Genomic DNA, 18,683 nt, shown 5'->3' with positions numbered 1-18,683 from the left:
ACAATTTGCTATGTAGCCTGATTGATTCTTCGCTTCAGATTAGGTAGCATAATGAACAGGCAGAACACATTAAAACACCTTGGAGAGTATTCTTGCTCCCACCCCGTATTCAGGAGAGTGAAATCTATTGGAATTGCTTGAGAAGATCCAACATCTGTTTGGGTCCTACGGATACAGCGTATTGTTTTTTGGCTTGTTGCTTGAATTCATCGCACTTCCCTTTCCTGGTGAAACAACGATGGCTTACGCAGGGTTTCTCTCCTATAAGGGACATCTTGATTTCGGTATCCTCACCATACTGGCTTTTCTGGGAACGACGATTGGCATGACAATTACTTATTTTATTGGAGCCAAAGCAGGTCTGCCCTTCATAACTCGGTACGGAAAATGGTTTCTGCTGAAACAGGACAAGCTCGATAAAACACAAAAGTGGTTTGCCAAGTATGGGAATGCCTTGATATTCATCGGTTATTTCATTCCGGGGGTAAGACATTTCACCGGATATTTCGCGGGCATAGCCGCGGTTCCTTTTCGCAAATTCGCTCTCTACGCCTATTCAGGCGCGCTGTTCTGGGTTGTGCTATTTCTGGGCATTGGCAAAATATTTGGCCCCCAGTGGAATGCCGTATTCCATCTGGCTCATCAATATGCAGCATATATCGTGGGAGGAATCGGCCTGTTACTTATCGTGGCTGTGCTCTACCGTTACCGCAAAGCATGGGCAGCAAGATCCGTGTCCAAGCCTACCACTGTTCGACAAAGACAAAAGTAAATTCGAACGAACGTCTATCTATAATTTCAAGTAAGGAGCTGCGTGTCATCGCGGCTCCTTTTTTGTGTTATCCAAACGGAAGGAGAACCTTTCATTCTTTTTTGTGATAATCCGAATTCATCCAGGTCATACTAACTTGCAAATATAGGATGTATAAGGAGGATACATGATGAGTGCATCGGTACAGGACGGTCAAGGTCTGAAGAGAATCTCTCCAGATCTGAATGAAAATACAACGTACTGCAAGCAAGTCATGGGACACAGTAATGACTTGATGATTCGTCCTTTGCAATGTTTGCATAAATGGCCTGCCGTCATGCTGTACATTGATGGAATGGTCGATGTACAAATTCTAAATCACTCCATCATGGAATCCTTATTACATAAACGTGATCTTCCAGATTTTTCAGCGGATGCTGAACATCTTAGTTACCTCCAAAATGATGTTCTGATCGCAAGTGATGTCCTGCTCGTCAATGATATGGATGAAGTGCTGAATGCCCTGCTGTCGGGATCAGCCGTACTTCTGCTTGAAGGTTCTGTACGAGGGTTGAAAATCGGTGCAGCCGGTTGGGAAGACCGGTCCATCGGGGAACCAGTCTCTCAGACTGTCGTTCGGGGTCCGATGGAAGGCTTTAATGAGAATCTACGTACCAACACTTCATTAATTCGCAAACGAATCCGAGATCCTCATCTCTGGATCGAAGAAAGAGAGATCGGTCGAGTCACCAAGACTCGCGTTGCAGTGCTCTATCTGGAACATGTCGTGGATCAGGAGATTGTGCAGGAACTAAGGCGAAGACTGGATGAGATTGATATCGATAGCATTCTTGAGGGAGGATACATCGAAGAGCTGGTTCAGGATAAGACAAGGACCATTTTCCCAACAGTATATAATAGCGAACGACCCGATACCGTGTCCGCGGCACTGCTGGAAGGCCGGGTTGCAATCATTGTCGACGGGACACCCTTTGTTTTAGTTGTTCCCGCCTTGTTTGTTCATTTCTTTCAGTCACCTGAGGATTATTATCAGCGAGCTGATATCAGTACACTGATTCGATTGATCCGATATCTGGCTTTTTTTATCGCGTTGCTCTCTCCTTCCTTTTATATTGCCATTACCACTTTCCACCAGGAGATGCTTCCTACCAACCTTCTAATCAGTTTGGCAGCTCAGCGAGAAGGCGTTCCTTTCCCCGCCTTTATTGAAGCCCTGCTGATGGAGCTAACTTATGAAATTTTGCGAGAAGCGGGCATTCGGATACCAAAGACGGTCGGTCAGGCTGTGTCCATTGTGGGTACGCTTGTTATTGGTCAAGCCGCGGTGGATGCTGGAGTTGTATCTGCTGCAATGGTCATCATCGTATCCATCACTGCGATATCCAGTTATGTCATTCCTGAAAATGGGCTCTCCATCTCGGTACGCATGTTGCGGTTCGTTCTGATGATCCTGGCCGCTGCCTTCGGATTTTATGGCATCCTGATTGTATTGTTAATTACCATAACGCATCTTTGCAGCTTGCGTTCTTTCGGGGTACCTTATATGTCTCCTTTTGCACCCTTTATTCAGAAGGATCTCAAAGACACGATCTTTCGTGTACCCTGGTCTCGTATGAAGACTCGTCCACTCTCTACCAGCACAACAAATGAAGTTAGACAATCCACCAAAAAAACGAAGCGGTAATTCGGTAAGGAGCGCACACCATGCATAGATGCTTACGCTTAATATTATCCTGTGTCATTCTGCTTCCTCTCCTTACCGGATGCTGGGATCGGCAGGAATTGAATGAACTTGGCATTATGTTGGGTCTCGGTGTGGACAAAGATGGAGATCTGATCAAAGTAAGTGCTCAGGTCGTTGTTCCGAATGAGGTATCTTCCAAAGCAGGGGGAGGGAAAGGGACACCCGTTACACAGTACGAAGCGTCGGCTACAACCTTGTTTGAAGCCATTCAAAAATTAACGGAGACAAGCCCGCGCAGAATCTTCCTTGCACATATCCGGGTTCTGGTATTTGGTGAAGAATATGCACGTAAAAAGGGAATATATGATGTTATTGAGGCGTTAATGCGCGAGCCTACAGCAAGACCTGATTATTACGTCTTGGTTGCTAAGAATACTACTGCTTCCCAGCTGCTTGACGTACTTACACCTTTAGATAATACTCCAGCTGAAAAAATGTATAATTCTCTCGATATATCTTCTACGACCTGGTCTCCCACTACCACGGTCACCGGGGATGAATTACTGGAGTTCATGATATCGCCTGGCATCCAGCCCGTCATTACAGGTGTAGAGATCCTCGGTCCCAAAGGTCAAAGCGGGAATAAAGAGAATATATCGACCATTCGCTCACCAGCTCGCCTCAATACGACGGGACTGAGCGTGTTCAAGAAAGACAAGCTGATTGGTTGGTTAACGGAGGATGAATCCAAAGGCTACAATTATATCCGTGACAATGTAGAATCAACGGTCAACCATATGCCTTGTCGCAAGCAAGGCAACGTGACGTTTAAGGCCCTCCGTACAACAACGAAAAGAAAGGCAGAAATCGTAAATGATAAGCCCGTAATCCACATCGATGTCAAGAATGTCTCCTCCATCGGTGCAGTTGAATGCGGGATCAAGATTGGTTCGATGAAAGTTCTCAAAGAACTTGAAGCCGATAGTGAAGAACGATTAATTGAACTGATGCAGAACTCTGTCAATGCAGTAAAACGCAAATTCCATGTCGATATATTTGGTTTTGGACAGGAAGTGTACCATGCAGATCCCAAGTTCTTCAAGAAGATAGAAAATGAGTGGGATAAACATTTTGAAGAACTGGACATCAAGTACAAAACCAATGTGCAGATTAAACGTGTCGGTACACTGGATGATTCATTCAGAAACGAATTAAAGGAGTGATTGAAGCGTGCTGATTACACTTGCGGTTATCGTCGTAGCAGCTAGTATTGGCTGGATCGATCTGCCTGGCCTCATTCACCGGAAAGAATGGCGAGAAACAGCTGTATACAGTGGAATGCTTCTCACTGCTACGGTGTTCGGCATTATTGCTTCCAATCTGTGGGAGTTCCCTAGTCCACTCTATATCATCATGTGGATCTATGACCCTGTGAACCATATATTAGCACGACTGACTGGAACTTAGGAGACAAGGGAGGGTATATCATGCTTGAAAAGGGACGGATCGGAACAAGACAATTATCCACCCTTACATTTATGTTGGTGGTTGGAGATATGATGCTGATCTACCCCTCCGTTATTACGTCCTATGCCAAGCAAGATGCCTGGATCTGTGCTCTTATTGGCATTCCACTCGGAATGGCTCTCATGGCCATGATTATGAAATTGGGAAGTATGCATCCGGGAAAGAATCTGGTACAGATTGCCCGAAGTATTTTGGGCTTTTGGCCAGGCACCCTTTTCTCCTGTTTCTACTTATTTTTTTTCATCATTGGTACATCCACATATACCCGGGAAGTCGGGGATTTCATGACTTCCCAGATCTTTCAGTACACTCCTATACGTGTCATCATTCTTATGTTTGTTATTGCTATAGGATGGGGTGTGTACCATGGCCTAGAGACGATCGCAAGAACAAGTGAACTGCTGATACCAATCGTCATTCTTTTCACAATGGCACTCGCCTTCTGTCTACTTCCACAGGTTGAAACCAGTAATCTGAAGCCAGTAACAGACACCGGTGTTGTCTCTATTGCGCAGGGTATTCTGGTGAGTATCATATATCCCGTCGGTGAAACTATCCCCATTTTAATGATCCTTCCCTATGTCGCAAACAGTGCCCACCGCATGCGTGACATTGTCATTTCAGCAGGGCTCGGCAATCTGATCCTTGCCATTCTGGTTACCATATCCATGCTCGTTCTCGGTCCTTTCCTTACCCAACATAATATATACGCTTCGTTTGTCTTGTCTCAAAAGATTAGCATCGGTGGAATCTTTGAACGAATTGAGGTGATCATGGCTTGCTCGTGGTTTATCTCTACCTACTTCAAAGCGGCGATCTACTTATATGCCTTTATTGTTGGATGCGCAGAACTGTTCAAACTTAAGCATTTCAAGATGCTCATTTTACCATCGACATTGCTCGTTTATGGCATGGCCAATCTCGTTGCACCCAGTCTGACGTTTATCATCATCACCATTGTTCCGTACTGGGTGGATTGGGATACCACGCTAGGGATCATTCTTCCCGCTATGCTGATTCTTATCGCGTCAGTGAAATCCCGCAGAAAATCCAATTCGCAATCTCAGCCAACCACAGAAGGTTAACTCTGAAGGGTGCTTTAGACGTCAAACCATGGAAAGGAGCAGAAGGGCATGTTGATGAAGGAAAAACTCACAATTCGGCAGTTCACCTTGCTCACTTTCCTGGTTATGATCGGAGATATGGTTCTGATCTACCCTTCACTTGTTACCGCAGTAGGCAAACAGGACGCATGGTTCTGTTCTCTCGTTGGTCTGCCAATCGGTCTTGGCATCATCTGGGTTCTATATAAACTGCATCGAACATATCCTCAGTTGTCCCTTTTCGAAATATGTAACAAGTTACTTGGGACTTGGGTTGGTTCCGTGCTTTCAGTTGCCTATCTATTCTATTTCGCTATAGGTGCAGCCACATGTGTTCGTGAGGTCGGTGACTTCATGACAACCCAGATCTATCTCAAGACCCCCATTCGGGTCATTATTCTGATGATCATTTGCTCTTTGGCCTGGGGACTTATCCATGGTTTTCGTACGATAGGTTTAAGCTCCGAACTGTTAGCCCCAATCGTTGTGGTCTTTATAGCTTTTCTCTTTCTGGGGCTTCTTCCTCAAGCCAAGACTGCTAATCTTCAGCCTTTCTTTGATATTCCCTGGATACATTTAGCAGACTCTGTCATCCGTGGTGCATTTACTTCCTTTGGTGAACTTATTGTTCTTTCCGTATTTCTCCCCTACGTGAACCCCGGGCCTCATCTCAAACGGGATTTCTTGCTGGCTACCTTCTTTGGGGGATTACTATTAAGCTTGTTATTGCTGCTCTCACTCATGGTGATGGGACCTACACTGACGCAGCACAGTATCTATATCTCATACGCTCTTTCACAAAAGATTAATATAGGTAATTTCTTCGAACGAATCGAAGCATTCATGGCTATCGCCTGGTTAATTTCGACCTATTTCAAAAGTCTGCTGTATCTATTTGCCTTTGTGCTGGGAACAGCACAATTATTTCGTTTAAAGACGTATAAGCCTCTCATCTTGCCTTCTTCCCTGCTGTTATTTGCCCTGGGTGTACTGCTTGCTCCAAATGTTATTTTCTATACGGATACGATCATGCCTGTATGGGTAGACTGGAATATCACCGTCAGCTTCATCATTCCATTGTTCCTCTTGCTGGTATATCGCATTCGTTCATGCAAGCATAAGCAACAGTTATAAAGGGCTGGAAATCCGCATATGCAAAAGGCTGTGTTCACGACAAATTCCGCGAACACAGCCTTTATATTGTTAATTATATGTTGCCGGAGCAGCTTATATGGACTTCAGCGCCTCAAGTGCTGCCTCGATATGTCCTTTGACCCGAACTTTGGACCAGTCCTTGATCAATTTCCCCTCTTCATCAATCAGAAAAGTGGAGCGAACCACCCCCATGTACTCCTTGCCATACATTTTCTTCAGCTGCCATACACCGTATTGCTCGGCTACAACGTGCTCTTCATCCGATAACAAGGTAAACGGCAGTCCATATTTGGCAATAAACTTGTCATGTTGTTTCATCGGATCGGTGCTGATTCCGAGAATGACCGTGTTCAGCCCTTCAAATTCAGCATGTCGATCCCGGAAATCACAAGCCTGTTGTGTACAGGACGAGGTCATATCTTTGGGATAAAAATAAAGCAGCACCCGCTGTCCGCGGTAATCCGAAAGCTTTACCGATTCTCCCGTACTGGACGGAAGCTCAAAATCCGGTGCCAATTCGCCTACTTTTAACGTCATGTCAGTTCCTCCCTAATCTCCCCCATGAATTACTATAGGGCGTTATTATGAACCTGCTCCGCGATACCGCTTCACGCCAAAATTCCACAGAAGCAATCCCATAGAACCAAACACCAATCCCATCACAGGTGTAAGCAGCGCCATGCGATGCATCTCGGACCTTTCCAGGAACAAGGCTGCGGGATAGATCCCCACGAAGGCAAACGGAATGATCCAGGTTAACAGCACCTGAATGGCACGGTTATAGATCGTGACAGGGTAGCGTCCATATCCTTGAATGTTATACATCAACGGCAGGATACCTGTTGGCGCGTCAGAATAAAAGGATAGTGAAGTCAATGTGGTGTAGATTCCGGCATAGATCATGACTGAGCTGAGTGCCAAAATAATTAAGGCAGGGATATGCCACCACTCCAGCATCAGACCCATCTCTGCTCCACTGAAGATCATGATGATCAGGCCGATAAATGAGCCCACGAGTGCAGGCGGATCCACATTTTCAAGCAATATTTGGAACAGATTATGTGCAGGACGTGTCAGGATCCGATCCATCTCACCTTTGACGATGTACCGCTCACTGAATCCCCACAGATTGATAAAACAACTGAAGATGCCATAGGGCACCATAAAATATCCATAAACAAAGAGCACTTCACTCTCACTCCAGCCGCCCAGGTTATCCGTGTGGCGGAAGACCACAAAGATAAAGATCAGGTTGGTTGCCTGGAACAGCAGATCCGATAGGATCTCCACCCAGAAATCGGCGCGGTACGTAAGTCGTGTTTTCATGTAATTTTTCAAATATTCCCAGACCAGACCCATATAGTACATATCTGTTATCCCCCTTGCACGAACAGACGCTTGCGCGCCTTACGCCAGATCAATACCATCGGAAGCAGCAGTACGGCAAACCAGAACACCTGAATACCGAGTACACTCCAGATGGCGGTACCTTCCACTCTTCCAGTGAAGACGGAACCGGGCAGATACGTAATGGCCTGAAAAGGCAATACTTTCATCACTGCGGACATCCAGCCTGGATACAGGCTGATCGGGATGATTAGACCGGAGAACAAATCAACCACGACGCGTTTCATACGCATCATGCCTTCATTGTTTTCCACAAAGAATGCCGCCAGTCCTGTTATCACATTAATCTGGGAATTAATGAGGAAACTGAAGAACAGCATGACGAGAAAGCCAATCCACGCCGATGGCGCCGTAGGCAATTCAACCGGGAACAGCAGAATGGCAATGAGCATTCCCGGAATCATGAGAAGCAGAAAGCGGAAAATACCTTCCCCAAGACCCTGCATCATTTTGACCATAACGTAATTGATCGGTCTGATGAATTGAATTGCAATGGAGCCATCCCGTATATCTGCGGCAATCTCCCGGTCCAGGTTGTTAAAATAAAAGGCACGTGCCATCCAGGATACAGCGATGTAAGTGGTCATCTGCGCTGCCGTGAAGCCGCCGAGTTCACCACTGCTACCGTAAATGGCTTGCCAGGTAAAGTAATACACGCCGATATTCAGCGTATATATCAAAATGCCGGAGTAATAATTCACCCGGTATGCCAGCATCGTTAGAAAACGGATGCGCATAAAATCAATAAATGCACTATTCATCTCAGGATACACCCACCGCTTCTTTCCCTGCTCCCACAATCTCTGGACGCTCGGCGGAACCGGATTGGTAAATACTGCGCACAATCTCATCCGTGTTAATCTCGATAATCTGAATATCGGTAATATCAGCCTGTCCAACGACACGTCCGAGTACATCCGAGACATTCAGTTCCAGCGGAATCCATACAGATGCGGACAATTCATTCTCTACCGTCCAACGGACAGGCAACGCAGCAGTCCATTCCTGCATCTGATTGATGTTGTGAGCTGAACCAAACTTGAAGCGGATCTCGCGCTCCTTACCCCACTGGGACTTGAGATGATCCAGACCTCCATCATAGATAATGTTGCCTGCATCAAGCATGATGACCCGGGAACACAGGGCCTCAATGTCCTGCAAATCATGGGTTGTGAGCAGAATGGTCGTTCCATGCTCCTTGTTCATGTCTTTCAAGAAATCCCGAATTTCCGACTTCACCACAATATCCAAACCAATAGTTGGCTCGTCCAGAAAAACAATACTCGGATTATGCAACAAGGCTGCCACTAACTCGCAGCGCATACGCTGACCAAGACTGAGCTTCCGCACCGGACGACTTAACAAATCCTGAAGCTGCAACCGCTCAACTAGTTCATCCAGCCGTTTACGGAAATCGACCTCTCCAACACGATATACTTTGCGTAATAAATGGAAGGATTCGATCACGCCAATATCCCACCACAATTGACTGCGCTGACCAAAAACAACACCAATATTCTGTACAAACTTCTCCCGTTCCTGATACGGAACATATCCACCAACCGATATTTGCCCTGAAGTAGGCACCAAAATGCCGGTCAACATCTTGATTGTTGTTGATTTACCGGCACCGTTCTCCCCAATATATCCGCATATTTCGCCCTGCGGAATCTGAAATGAAATATCATTTACAGCCAATACCTCTTGGTATTGACGTGCAAACAGGTCCTGGAACGCGCCCTTCAGCCCACCTCGGCTTTTCTGGACGCTAAACGACTTGCGCAAATCTTTGACATCAATCGCCAGCATGATTATACCTCACTTGGATTTTGTTGAAATTGCTTGTAGCCCAAAAAGAAATTATAATGGTATCAGTCAAAATTCAGCAAGCTTTAAAAATAGTCTGGAGCCGCGTCCTGTGCCTGATGACGATGGAGACGTGAGCGGAAAGCTTCGGCTAGATTATAACAGAAACAACTTTGGACTTATTTTATATCTTATCTCAAATACAAAGGAGAGCTAGCATGACCAGAAAGACGAAGAGAACCATCTGGATTTCTCTTGCCGCCTTCGTGTTAATTATTGGAGGAGCAGCGGCATATTATTTCGGTTCTATTCTCAATCAGTTGGACGGTTTGGCAAAAGACGGTGACGAATCACCATTCGCAGGTATCGAAAATGTGGAGAAAGTAAATACTCCTGACCCACCCAAATGGGAAGGCACAGAAACGGTAAATATTCTCGTTATGGGTGTCGATGCACGTGGATTGAAAAAAGGTGAAGTTCCTCGCTCCGACAGCATGATGGTTGTATCGCTCGACCCACTGACCAAAAAAATCAATCTGTTCTCCATTCTGCGTGACACTTACGTCAATATTGACGGGTACGGTAAGGAGCGGATCAACACCGCGATCACCCATGGCCCTAACGCAGCGATGCAAGCTGCAGGCGACCTGCTCGGCATTCCTGTACAGTATTATGTGTATACGGATTTCCAGGGATTCATCAAATTGGTGGATGCCGTTGGCGGCGTGGATTTTGATGTGGAGAAAGACATGCACTATACAAGTAAAGCAGACAATAACGAATACGATATTGATCTCAAAAAAGGCTATCAGCATCTGGATGGCGAGACAGCGCTCATGTACGTTCGTTTCCGCCATGATGCGATGTCGGATTTCGCTCGTTCCGAGCGTCAGCGTGAGTTACTGAAAGCTGTAACAGCGAAAATGCAGTCAACAACTACCATTGCCAAACTGCCTGCCATTCTGGAACAGGTTAATCCTTACGTAGATACAAATCTCACGCTTTCCGATATGTGGAAGCTGGGTGGACTCGGATACCAGAGCAGCATGAACGGCAGTGAGCAGATTCCGCCAATGAACCTGCTGAAAGAAGAACGTACAGCAGGCGGTGCGCAAGTATTGACGGTTACCAATGAAGAGAAACTGAAGCAGCATATTCAGGATATTATTCACCCGCCTGCTACAACGGATGATAGTACGACCAGCACCGAAGATAAAACAGCCAGTGGTGACGATCAGAAGTCAGAGCAACCGGCTCAGTAATCTAAACATGCAGAGGGCAGCCATTACGCTGCCCTCTCGTTGTGCCCGGCTATCAGATTATGAGAAAATTATCATATCTTTCTGTGGTTTATACCTTTATCATATTTTGAATGACGAAAGGAAGTTATCTTATGAATACATCACGTTCCCGTTCCGAACTTCTATACGCAGAAGCACTTGAACATATTGTTGGGGGTGTTAACAGCCCTTCACGCTCGTTCAAAGCCGTTGGTGGCGGTGCACCTGTATTTATGAAAAAAGCCCAAGGGGCCCACTTCTGGGATGTCGATGACAACCGTTATATTGATTATCTGGCCGCTTACGGTCCGATTGTTACAGGACATGCTCACCCGCATATTACACAGGCCATTACGGAAGCAGCAGCAAATGGCGTGCTGTACGGTACCCCAACAGAGCTTGAAATCAAGCTCGCCAAAATGCTGAAGGAAGCCATTCCTTCCATGGATAAAGTTCGTTTTGTAAACTCCGGTACAGAGGCGGTCATGACTACGATTCGGGTCGCTCGTGCCTACACCAAACGCAACAAGATCGTAAAATTCGCCGGATGTTACCATGGTCACTCCGATCTAGTGCTTGTCGCTGCCGGTTCAGGCCCGTCCACGCTCGGAATTCCTGACAGTGCGGGAGTTCCAGCCAGTATTGCACAAGAAGTCATTACTGTGCCCTACAATGATCTGGAAGCCCTGAAAGATGCTTTGGAGCGCTGGGGGGATGATGTTGCCGCGGTCATGGTTGAACCGATCGTGGGTAACTTTGGTATGGTTATGCCGGAGCCTGGCTTCCTGGAAGGCCTCTGTGCCATGACACGTGCTAACGGCTCACTGGTTATCTATGACGAGGTCATTACGGCTTTCCGTTTCCATTACGGTTCTACTCAGACGTATGCCGGACTCGATAACCATGCGGAGATTGAACCCGATCTGACGGCTCTTGGTAAAATTATTGGTGGCGGCCTGCCAATCGGTGCTTACGGCGGACGCAAACATGTTATGGAGCAGGTTGCTCCGCTCGGACCGGCTTATCAGGCGGGCACGATGGCTGGTAACCCTGCATCCATCTCGGCTGGTATCGCATGTCTGGAGGTCCTGCAAGGCGAGGGTGTATACGAAGAGATGGAACGCCTTGCAATCGACCTGACGGCAGGTCTGCAAGCTTCTGCTGACCGTCACGGGATTGCACTGACAATCAACCGGATTCGTGGTGCGTTCTCCACCCATTTCTGTAATCATCCGGTGACGAACTACGATCATGCTCAAGACACGGATGGCGAGCTGTTTGCTTCCTTCTTCCGTCATATGCTTGACCGTGGCATTAACCTGGCTCCATCCAAATATGAGGCCTGGTTCCTGACCACGGCTCATACAGATGAGGATGTTCAGGCTACATTGGAAGCCGCAGAAGCTTCCTTCAAGGCGATGGCTCAGGAATAAATCGGATTATTTCCACCACACTATAGCGTACAAGCTGTAGTGTAGATGGTTAACAATTCATGGAAAAGGCGTCCAACAAGTGATTAACTTGTGTGGACGCCTTTTGTTATATACGGACAACATTCCGATTCTTCAATTTATTTCTGCCTGATCTGAAGTTTCAAAATTTCCTCCCGGATCTTCTGCATCCCTTCCTCGATTCGCTGCTTCGGCACATTGGAGATGTTCAAGCGCAGCATCTGATCCTGATGCACCTGATATGTTCCCTCCGGATAATACCGTTCAGTCGTATCAACGATCACTCCGCGCTTTTGAAGCCGGGACAACAGAACACGAAGCGGCAGATCGCCCGCCAAAGGCAATACGGTATGCTCGCCTCCTGTTCGAGGAGCCTCCATAAATGGAGCAAAGTCTGGATATGTGTCCAGTTGCTCATGCACCGTGTGCATCCGGGCAGCATAGCGGTTACGAATCACTTTCCTGTGATGAGCAAACATTCCGCTGTGGACATAGATCTCCAGAGCAGCTTGAGACAGGACGGATGTGTCGATATCGAGCATTTTTTTGTAAGCACCAAAAGATTGAATTAGAGGTGAAGGCAGAACAGCTACACCAATGCGCAGACCTGGAAACAAAATTTTGGAATAACTCTTCAGATAGATGACCCGGCCTTCGGTATCATAGGACCATAGAGGGTCCTGTTTTGTACTGTCCTCCAGATCGGCCAGATAATCGTCCTCCACCAGATAGACATCGTACCGCTGTGCCAGCCGGATCAGTCTCTTCTTGTCAGCAACAGTCAACGATGTGCCAATCGGATTGTGAAAGCGCGGCATGACATAGAAAAACTTGATATCTCCTTCAGCAAACTGATGTTCAAGCGATGCCCAGTCCAGCCCATCCAGGGCACGTCTCACACCGACAATCGGCACATTCAATCCACTCAGTAGCGAGGGCATATTGTGATAGGTCGGTAGTTCAAGCAGTACTTTTCTCTTGCCATTGGGAAATGGCATCAATGCCAGTACAGCCAGTGCCTGTTGCACACCTGATGTGATGAAGAACTGCTCCGATCTGGCAAATACCTGATAATCTGCAAACTGCTTCTGCAACAGCATGATAAGCGAAGGTAATCCCTGATCTGTGCCATACATAAATAACTCTGCTTGCTTCTTCTCCATCGCCTGATCCACACAATGACGAAAGTCTGCATAAGGGAACACCCTTGGATCGGGAGCCGCTGAAGCAAAGTCCAACGCTCCCTGCCAGTCCATGTCCTGAGCACCTGCCCCATTCTGTACGGCATAATAGCCAGATTGAGGTATGGCATACACCAAATGCCGCTGCTCCAGCCACTCATATGCACGAATTGCTGTGCTTACACTGCATTGATATTGTTCTGCTACAACTCGAACGGCTGGAAGACGGATGCCCTTATCTGCCCACTGGCGACGATCCTGCTGCAGCATCTGTTCCTGTATCCACTGCTTTAATGCTTCGGCAATCACTTTGTATTTTCTCACTGCACCCATCCCTCTCCCACAACTGTACCGCTACAGTTTACCCTTTTATCTATTGTAGCACGATGCACCTGGCAGTATATTGAATAAGGCCAGCACGTGCCTCGAACCTGACATAATTCAGGTTAATGAAAGATAAAGCGCTATGACTACTGTATTGGAGGAGCATTCATGAACACAACACACACTCGGGGATACGCTTATATAGCAGCTGTATTGTACGCAGCTATTATCGGCCTATCTTTTTTATTTGTTAAAATGACCGTCACTGTTGCACATCCCATTGATGTGCTTGCCCACCGATTCGCGCTGTCGCTGATCGTTGTCAGCATTCCTGTCATTCTGGGTTGGATCAAAATCCGACTTAGCCTTCGTGATCTGTGGCGAATTATTCCACTTGGGCTCTTATCTCCCGTCTTATTTTTTGCCTTTCAAGCCTTTGGACTAGTCTCTTCCAACTCATCGGAAGCGGGTATTATTCAGGCCTTGGCCCCTGTATTCACACTCGTTCTCGCTTCAGTCTTCCTGAAGGAACGCACATCCACGATGCAGAAGCTGTTCCTGCTTCTATCTGTTGTTGGAGTGGTCTTTATTTTCATCATGCAAGGAAGCGGCATGTCTATAGGTAACCTGAAGGGCATTGCATTATTACTGTTATCCACGGTCTGCTTTGCAGGTTATGGTGTGCTTGCGAGACCACTGACCCAGAGGTATAAACCGTTGGAATTAACCTGGGTCACACTGATGGTTGGCTGTATCGTATTTAACGCCGCTTCCCTGATCCGGCATGCGTCCAGCGGTTCCATGATGGACTACATCAAACCGCTTGGAGATACATCCTATCTGGGTGCACTCGCTTATCTGGCAATCCTCTCCACGATGATCTCCACCTTGCTCGCGAGCTATGCTTTGACTCATCTGGAGGCTTCGCAAATGAGTGTATTCAGCAATCTGTCCACGCTTATTTCCATAGTTGGAGGTGCATGGATATTGCATGAACCAGTGGGATACTACCACTATATTGGTGCATTGTTGATTATCGCTGGTGTGCTTGGCACCAATATGAGCGGTCGCAAACAGAGGCTGGTTAATATGATCAAAGCGTGAAAGAGATTCTTATCGAAGGGACTCGTGAAGCCAGAAAGATCGCCCGGGAAACGATGCTAAAGATACGAGAAGCCATGGGCACTCGTTATTTCCACTGACGGTATGAAGCGCTCCATTCACGTTAACACTGCTGAGGACAGTCTATTGGAAAAAGGGGACCCCTCAGCATGAAACGAACACAACCTTCATTTTTACAAGCTATGATGTTGATCATGTTATCCGTTGGCTTGATCAGCCATGTTCTGATTATTCCTGCCCTTTTGGCTGCGGCCAAAAGGGATTCTTGGATTTCCGTCCTATTATCAACCGGACCATTTCTCGTATTTGCGCTAATGCTCGCCTATGTCTCTCGCTTCCTCCAGCATCAAACCCTGCATGAATGGTTATCATCCCGTCTCGGCAAACCCATTGGCCTGTTCTTTCGAGTTGGAAACAGTCTTTTTTTTCTGAGCGTAATTTATTTCACCCTGCACGATACAACGACTTGGGCCAAAACAAACTACCTGACAGAGACACCTGTTTTGGTAACCAGTATTGCATTGATGTCCCTCTGTGCTTACGCTGCGTATAAAGGTATTCGCTCACTTGCTTTTACAGCAGGATTGATCCTGCCACTGGTGGTGTTATTAGGGTTCTATGTCTCTATCGTGAATACTCAATACAAGAATTACAGCCGTCTGCTGCCCGTTCTTGAACACGGATGGCATCCTGTACTTAATGGCATGGTATACAGTCTTGCAGGCATGTTTGAACTGCTGTTCATCTGGTACATCCAACCCCACCTCACCAAACGTATACGTGTATGGCAGTACCTCATGCTGGCACTCATTATTGTGGGGCTGACTGTCGGCCCACTCATTGGGGCCATTGTGGAATTTGATCCTTTTGAAGCTGCCAAAATGCGATATCCCGCCTTTGAAGAATGGCGAATTGCCTCCTTGGGTAAATACATTGCCCAGACCGACTTCTTTTCCATCTACCAATGGCTCGCAGGCTCGTTCACCCGGATTAGTCTCGCCATGTATATTATAGTAGAAATATGGAATATTAAGAGCTCCACCAGAAAGCTCATCAGTTGTATCTCGTTAGGTGTGTTCTTTATTCTAACCATGTTGTATCCTCTGGATGATATGACCTTCGAAAAGCTTCTGGTCGAATACATATTTCCGTTCAATCTCGCGTATCTGAGCGGACTTGCGATTATAGCAACGGCAGTTGCCTTTATTCACTCACGTCATCAGAGGAGGAAACATCATGGAGCATCAGAAGATTGACACCACGTCCCATGAAACACTGCTGGCCTCATTACAAGATCAATTTGATCCGTGCGCCGATGTCGTTCTTCAAACTTTTCCTGCCAAAAGTGAAAACGGCCTGCAAGTGATTGCACTATATTGCGAAGGCTTAGTCGATGCAAAACAAATCAATCAGTTTATTATCCCTCGTCTTGAACAGCATTCCATGCATTTGGAAGAGACACATCCCAAAGAAATGAAACTAGCCATGAATCCGGTAGAAGATTTAAATGACACCGACAATCTGAATTTATTAATTTTTAGCGGACAACTGCTACTGATTTTCGGGAATGGAGACCCCGCGTGCAGTCTGGATATCGCAAGCATTCCAGGTCGAAGCCCGGAAGAGTCTGCCTTGGAGTCATCAGTAAAAGGGCCACGCGACGGATTTACAGAAGAACTATCCGTAAATATTGCCCTTATCCGTAAACGAATGAAAACCTCTTCGATGTGTTATGAAAAGTATGTAAAAGGCGGACGTACACAGACGGCTATTGGCCTATTGTATATTAAAGATGTTATTAATCCAGATATCCTGAAAGAAGCCCGGAGTAACCTTGATCAGATTGAGATCGATGGCATTATCGGCAGCTCCGTTATGGAACGGGCTGTTATGGGTGGTGTTCGCAGTATATTTCCACTTACCGATAACACCGAACGTCCAGATTTTGTGGTTGATTCCTTGCTAAATGGACGTTTTGCTGTTTTGATTGAAGGTTCGCCGGTAGCGATCATCGCCCCAACCACCCTGTTTAATCAGTTGAAATCCCCGGAGGATGAGAGCACACCATTCTTCATCGTTACCCTTGAGCGAATTTTGCGCATTTCCGGGCTATTGATCGCCTGTTTCTTTCCCGCTTTCTATATCGGCCTGACCAGCTTCAATGTGGAACAGATTCCTCTGCCTCTTCTCGCAACTATTACCGGAACACGTATGGGCTTACCCCTGCCGGTAACATTGGAGGCATTCCTGATGATCTTCATGTTCGAACTGTTTAATGAAGCCGGCCGTAGACTCCCACGCGCCTTGGGACAGACGGTCAGCGTAGTTGGTGGACTGATTATCGGTGATGCGGCCATCCGTGCAGGAATAACGTCTCCTACCATTATTGTAACGGTAGCGATCTCTGTTATTTCCAGCTATATACTGGTGAATAATGTTCTGAGTGGTGCGACAGCTCATATCCGCATCGCAATGCTTGCCATATCCTCCATACTTGGACTATTTGGTTTTATGATTGGATTATTTGCTCTACTGGTCCACATCGTATCACTGGAGTGTTATGGTGTATCCTATCTGGCCCCGGTGTCTCCCTACATTCCCGAAGACTTCACCCAAGCCGTATCCATGCATTCCTCGATGAAACGAACCAAGCGCCCAGCCGCACTTCATACCCAGGACTCCACCCGTCGGAGAAAACGTCCTTGACAAGATGGGCATCCTTGAGCGGTCTAATTGTATGTTGCTTGATCCTGTTAACGGGGTGCTGGGACTCCAAAGAGGTACAGAGCATTAACTTTATTACGGCGGTAGGGATAGACTATAAGGATGATCGATATATTACTTACGCTCAACTGATTGATTTCTCCAGTATTGCTAAACAGGAAGCACCAACTTCTCGGGAGGCAAAGGATATCTGGATTGGGCGGGGAGAAGGCACAACACTCAGTATGGCTATTAATGATCTATATGAGACTTCACAACAGCAAACACTGTGGACCCATGTCAAAGCCATTGTTTTATCCAAAAATGTGCTGAACGGACGACTCGAAGATACTTTTAATACACTGTTGCATTCCGGTCAGTTGAGATATACACCATGGATCTACGCTACAGAGCAGGACATTCCTGAAGTGCTCTCTCCTTCGGTCTTGCTGAATCAATCCGCCCAGACGATCGAGATATTTGAGCCCATGAGGTTATACAAACAGCATTCAAGTTACGAACCTATCCGGCTCCATCAGCTTCTCGATGGACTACGGGAACCGGCTTCCGTCGTTCTTTTACCTTCGGTTTCAACAAGGAATGAGACCTGGTTCAACGGCGATAAGACGCCACCCCTTGTTAAAATGGATGGATTTTATGTCATTTCCAAAAGCAAAAGTCAGGGTAGAGTTGGGGGAGCAGAAGCAGATGGTACACGATACGTAAATTATGAGCGAGTACATCAGTACCCACTATACGTATATGGGAATGGTGGAAAAACTCCTGATTTAACCTTGTTGCTTCATCATCCCAAGACAAAAATCAAGGCGAGGAAACAAGGAGATGGCGTCACATTTGATCTGGTTACCTCGGCCAAAGGTACCATCACTGAAGATCATGGGGCTCCTCGGTCTCCAGATGCCATGGAACAAGAAGCCGAGAAACAGATCGAATCCCAAATCCGAGATACGTTCGAAAAAAACAAGTCGCGCATGATTGATTCCTATGGTCTTGTGGAACACTTATATCGCCACAACCTTCCCTTATGGAAACAGGAAGTCGATAACCGGGCGGATCCACTCAAACGTTTTAAACTTGGTAAAGTGGAGGTCCACGTGGATATCCTGAATGCGAGCACGTACAAATACGGTAAATAAAATGAAGAAAA

The 18,683-nt window shown here is 46.6% G+C and carries 17 protein-coding genes; 12 read left to right on the top strand and 5 right to left on the bottom strand.

All coding sequences use genetic code 11. The features are described 5' to 3' along the window. The first annotated feature begins 127 nt into the window (after positions 1-127). The 6 genes from AC4E8D_RS03865 to AC4E8D_RS03840 all read left to right on the top strand — a co-directional run bounded on the left by AC4E8D_RS03865 (position 128) and on the right by AC4E8D_RS03840 (position 6,220). Complete coding sequence (locus AC4E8D_RS03865) at positions 128-772, top strand: DedA family protein (protein ID WP_221825775.1); 645 nt, start codon at positions 128-130, stop codon at positions 770-772. A gap of 169 nt (positions 773-941) precedes the next feature. After that, on the top strand, positions 942-2,456 hold the full coding sequence (locus tag AC4E8D_RS03860; RefSeq protein WP_221825790.1) for a spore germination protein: 1,515 nt from the start codon (positions 942-944) through the stop codon (positions 2,454-2,456). 20 nt (positions 2,457-2,476) lie between these two features. Next, positions 2,477-3,679, top strand: coding sequence for a Ger(x)C family spore germination protein (locus AC4E8D_RS03855; RefSeq protein ID WP_449005421.1), 1,203 nt, complete (start codon positions 2,477-2,479; stop codon positions 3,677-3,679). Between the two features lie 7 nt (positions 3,680-3,686). Next, the gene (locus tag AC4E8D_RS03850; protein WP_221825770.1) at positions 3,687-3,923 is read left to right on the top strand and encodes a hypothetical protein; all 237 of its coding nucleotides are present in this window, start codon (positions 3,687-3,689) and stop codon (positions 3,921-3,923) included. A 20-nt stretch (positions 3,924-3,943) separates the two neighbouring features. Further along, positions 3,944-5,068 (top strand): GerAB/ArcD/ProY family transporter, encoded by a 1,125-nt coding sequence (locus AC4E8D_RS03845; protein ID WP_221825767.1) that lies wholly within the window; start codon positions 3,944-3,946, stop codon positions 5,066-5,068. A 48-nt stretch (positions 5,069-5,116) separates the two neighbouring features. Continuing rightward, complete coding sequence (locus tag AC4E8D_RS03840) at positions 5,117-6,220, top strand: GerAB/ArcD/ProY family transporter (protein WP_449005422.1); 1,104 nt, start codon at positions 5,117-5,119, stop codon at positions 6,218-6,220. A gap of 93 nt (positions 6,221-6,313) precedes the next feature. On the opposite strand, the gene bcp is transcribed toward AC4E8D_RS03840, so the two are convergent. From bcp to AC4E8D_RS03820, 4 genes are read right to left on the bottom strand one after another with little or no spacing between them, the layout of a single operon-like run. Then, positions 6,314-6,778 carry a thioredoxin-dependent thiol peroxidase gene (bcp, locus tag AC4E8D_RS03835; protein ID WP_221825765.1) on the bottom strand — a complete coding sequence of 155 codons (465 nt, stop codon included), beginning with the start codon at positions 6,776-6,778 and terminating at the stop codon, positions 6,314-6,316. A 45-nt stretch (positions 6,779-6,823) separates the two neighbouring features. Further along, a complete protein-coding gene (locus AC4E8D_RS03830; protein ID WP_221825763.1) occupies positions 6,824-7,609 on the bottom strand; it encodes an ABC transporter permease in 786 nt (261 codons plus the stop codon). A gap of 5 nt (positions 7,610-7,614) precedes the next feature. Further along, entirely contained in the window at positions 7,615-8,409 is a 795-nt protein-coding gene (locus AC4E8D_RS03825; protein ID WP_036614077.1) for an ABC transporter permease, read from the bottom strand. A 1-nt stretch (position 8,410) separates the two neighbouring features. Further along, a complete protein-coding gene (locus tag AC4E8D_RS03820; RefSeq protein WP_449005423.1) occupies positions 8,411-9,457 on the bottom strand; it encodes an ABC transporter ATP-binding protein in 1,047 nt (348 codons plus the stop codon). A gap of 215 nt (positions 9,458-9,672) precedes the next feature. Between AC4E8D_RS03820 and AC4E8D_RS03815 the strand changes: the two genes are divergently transcribed. Together AC4E8D_RS03815 and AC4E8D_RS03810 are read left to right on the top strand one after the other, a co-directional pair. Beyond that, on the top strand, positions 9,673-10,716 hold the full coding sequence (locus AC4E8D_RS03815) for an LCP family protein (protein ID WP_124118727.1): 1,044 nt from the start codon (positions 9,673-9,675) through the stop codon (positions 10,714-10,716). A gap of 131 nt (positions 10,717-10,847) precedes the next feature. Beyond that, positions 10,848-12,167 carry a glutamate-1-semialdehyde 2,1-aminomutase gene (locus AC4E8D_RS03810; protein ID WP_221825761.1) on the top strand — a complete coding sequence of 440 codons (1,320 nt, stop codon included), beginning with the start codon at positions 10,848-10,850 and terminating at the stop codon, positions 12,165-12,167. A gap of 137 nt (positions 12,168-12,304) precedes the next feature. Here the strand turns inward: AC4E8D_RS03810 and AC4E8D_RS03805 are convergent, their stop codons facing one another. After that, positions 12,305-13,699 carry an aminotransferase-like domain-containing protein gene (locus AC4E8D_RS03805; protein ID WP_339306767.1) on the bottom strand — a complete coding sequence of 465 codons (1,395 nt, stop codon included), beginning with the start codon at positions 13,697-13,699 and terminating at the stop codon, positions 12,305-12,307. Between the two features lie 159 nt (positions 13,700-13,858). Between AC4E8D_RS03805 and AC4E8D_RS03800 the strand changes: the two genes are divergently transcribed. The 4 genes from AC4E8D_RS03800 (at position 13,859) to AC4E8D_RS03785 (ending at position 18,672) form a co-directional block, all read left to right on the top strand. Continuing rightward, complete coding sequence (locus tag AC4E8D_RS03800; RefSeq protein ID WP_339306765.1) at positions 13,859-14,794, top strand: DMT family transporter; 936 nt, start codon at positions 13,859-13,861, stop codon at positions 14,792-14,794. Between the two features lie 167 nt (positions 14,795-14,961). Then, positions 14,962-16,068, top strand: coding sequence for a GerAB/ArcD/ProY family transporter (locus tag AC4E8D_RS03795; protein WP_221825755.1), 1,107 nt, complete (start codon positions 14,962-14,964; stop codon positions 16,066-16,068). Further along, complete coding sequence (locus AC4E8D_RS03790; protein WP_339306763.1) at positions 16,049-17,518, top strand: spore germination protein; 1,470 nt, start codon at positions 16,049-16,051, stop codon at positions 17,516-17,518. Before AC4E8D_RS03795 ends, AC4E8D_RS03790 begins: the two co-directional genes overlap by 20 nt. Next, positions 17,515-18,672, top strand: coding sequence for a Ger(x)C family spore germination protein (locus AC4E8D_RS03785; protein ID WP_221825750.1), 1,158 nt, complete (start codon positions 17,515-17,517; stop codon positions 18,670-18,672). Before AC4E8D_RS03790 ends, AC4E8D_RS03785 begins: the two co-directional genes overlap by 4 nt. Positions 18,673-18,683 lie beyond the last annotated feature (11 nt).

The organism is Paenibacillus sp. SRL342, assembly GCF_984798905.1.
Note: the sequence above shows the minus strand (reverse complement) of the source record. Positions and strands in the feature narration are given on the sequence as shown.

What these genes read in the sequence shown, in the direction of transcription:
- AC4E8D_RS03805 (WP_339306767.1), bottom strand. Translation starts at nt 13,699, where the DNA reads ATGGGTGCAGTGAGAAAATACAAAGTGATTGCCGAAGCATTAAAGCAG.
- AC4E8D_RS03815 (WP_124118727.1), top strand. Translation starts at nt 9,673, where the DNA reads ATGACCAGAAAGACGAAGAGAACCATCTGGATTTCTCTTGCCGCCTTC.
- AC4E8D_RS03845 (WP_221825767.1), top strand. Translation starts at nt 3,944, where the DNA reads ATGCTTGAAAAGGGACGGATCGGAACAAGACAATTATCCACCCTTACA.
- AC4E8D_RS03855 (WP_449005421.1), top strand. Translation starts at nt 2,477, where the DNA reads ATGCATAGATGCTTACGCTTAATATTATCCTGTGTCATTCTGCTTCCT.
- AC4E8D_RS03860 (WP_221825790.1), top strand. Translation starts at nt 942, where the DNA reads ATGAGTGCATCGGTACAGGACGGTCAAGGTCTGAAGAGAATCTCTCCA.
- AC4E8D_RS03825 (WP_036614077.1), bottom strand. Translation starts at nt 8,409, where the DNA reads ATGAATAGTGCATTTATTGATTTTATGCGCATCCGTTTTCTAACGATG.
- AC4E8D_RS03840 (WP_449005422.1), top strand. Translation starts at nt 5,117, where the DNA reads ATGTTGATGAAGGAAAAACTCACAATTCGGCAGTTCACCTTGCTCACT.
- AC4E8D_RS03790 (WP_339306763.1), top strand. Translation starts at nt 16,049, where the DNA reads ATGGAGCATCAGAAGATTGACACCACGTCCCATGAAACACTGCTGGCC.
- AC4E8D_RS03830 (WP_221825763.1), bottom strand. Translation starts at nt 7,609, where the DNA reads ATGTACTATATGGGTCTGGTCTGGGAATATTTGAAAAATTACATGAAA.
- bcp (WP_221825765.1), bottom strand. Translation starts at nt 6,778, where the DNA reads ATGACGTTAAAAGTAGGCGAATTGGCACCGGATTTTGAGCTTCCGTCC.
- AC4E8D_RS03800 (WP_339306765.1), top strand. Translation starts at nt 13,859, where the DNA reads ATGAACACAACACACACTCGGGGATACGCTTATATAGCAGCTGTATTG.
- AC4E8D_RS03795 (WP_221825755.1), top strand. Translation starts at nt 14,962, where the DNA reads ATGAAACGAACACAACCTTCATTTTTACAAGCTATGATGTTGATCATG.
- AC4E8D_RS03810 (WP_221825761.1), top strand. Translation starts at nt 10,848, where the DNA reads ATGAATACATCACGTTCCCGTTCCGAACTTCTATACGCAGAAGCACTT.
- AC4E8D_RS03820 (WP_449005423.1), bottom strand. Translation starts at nt 9,457, where the DNA reads ATGCTGGCGATTGATGTCAAAGATTTGCGCAAGTCGTTTAGCGTCCAG.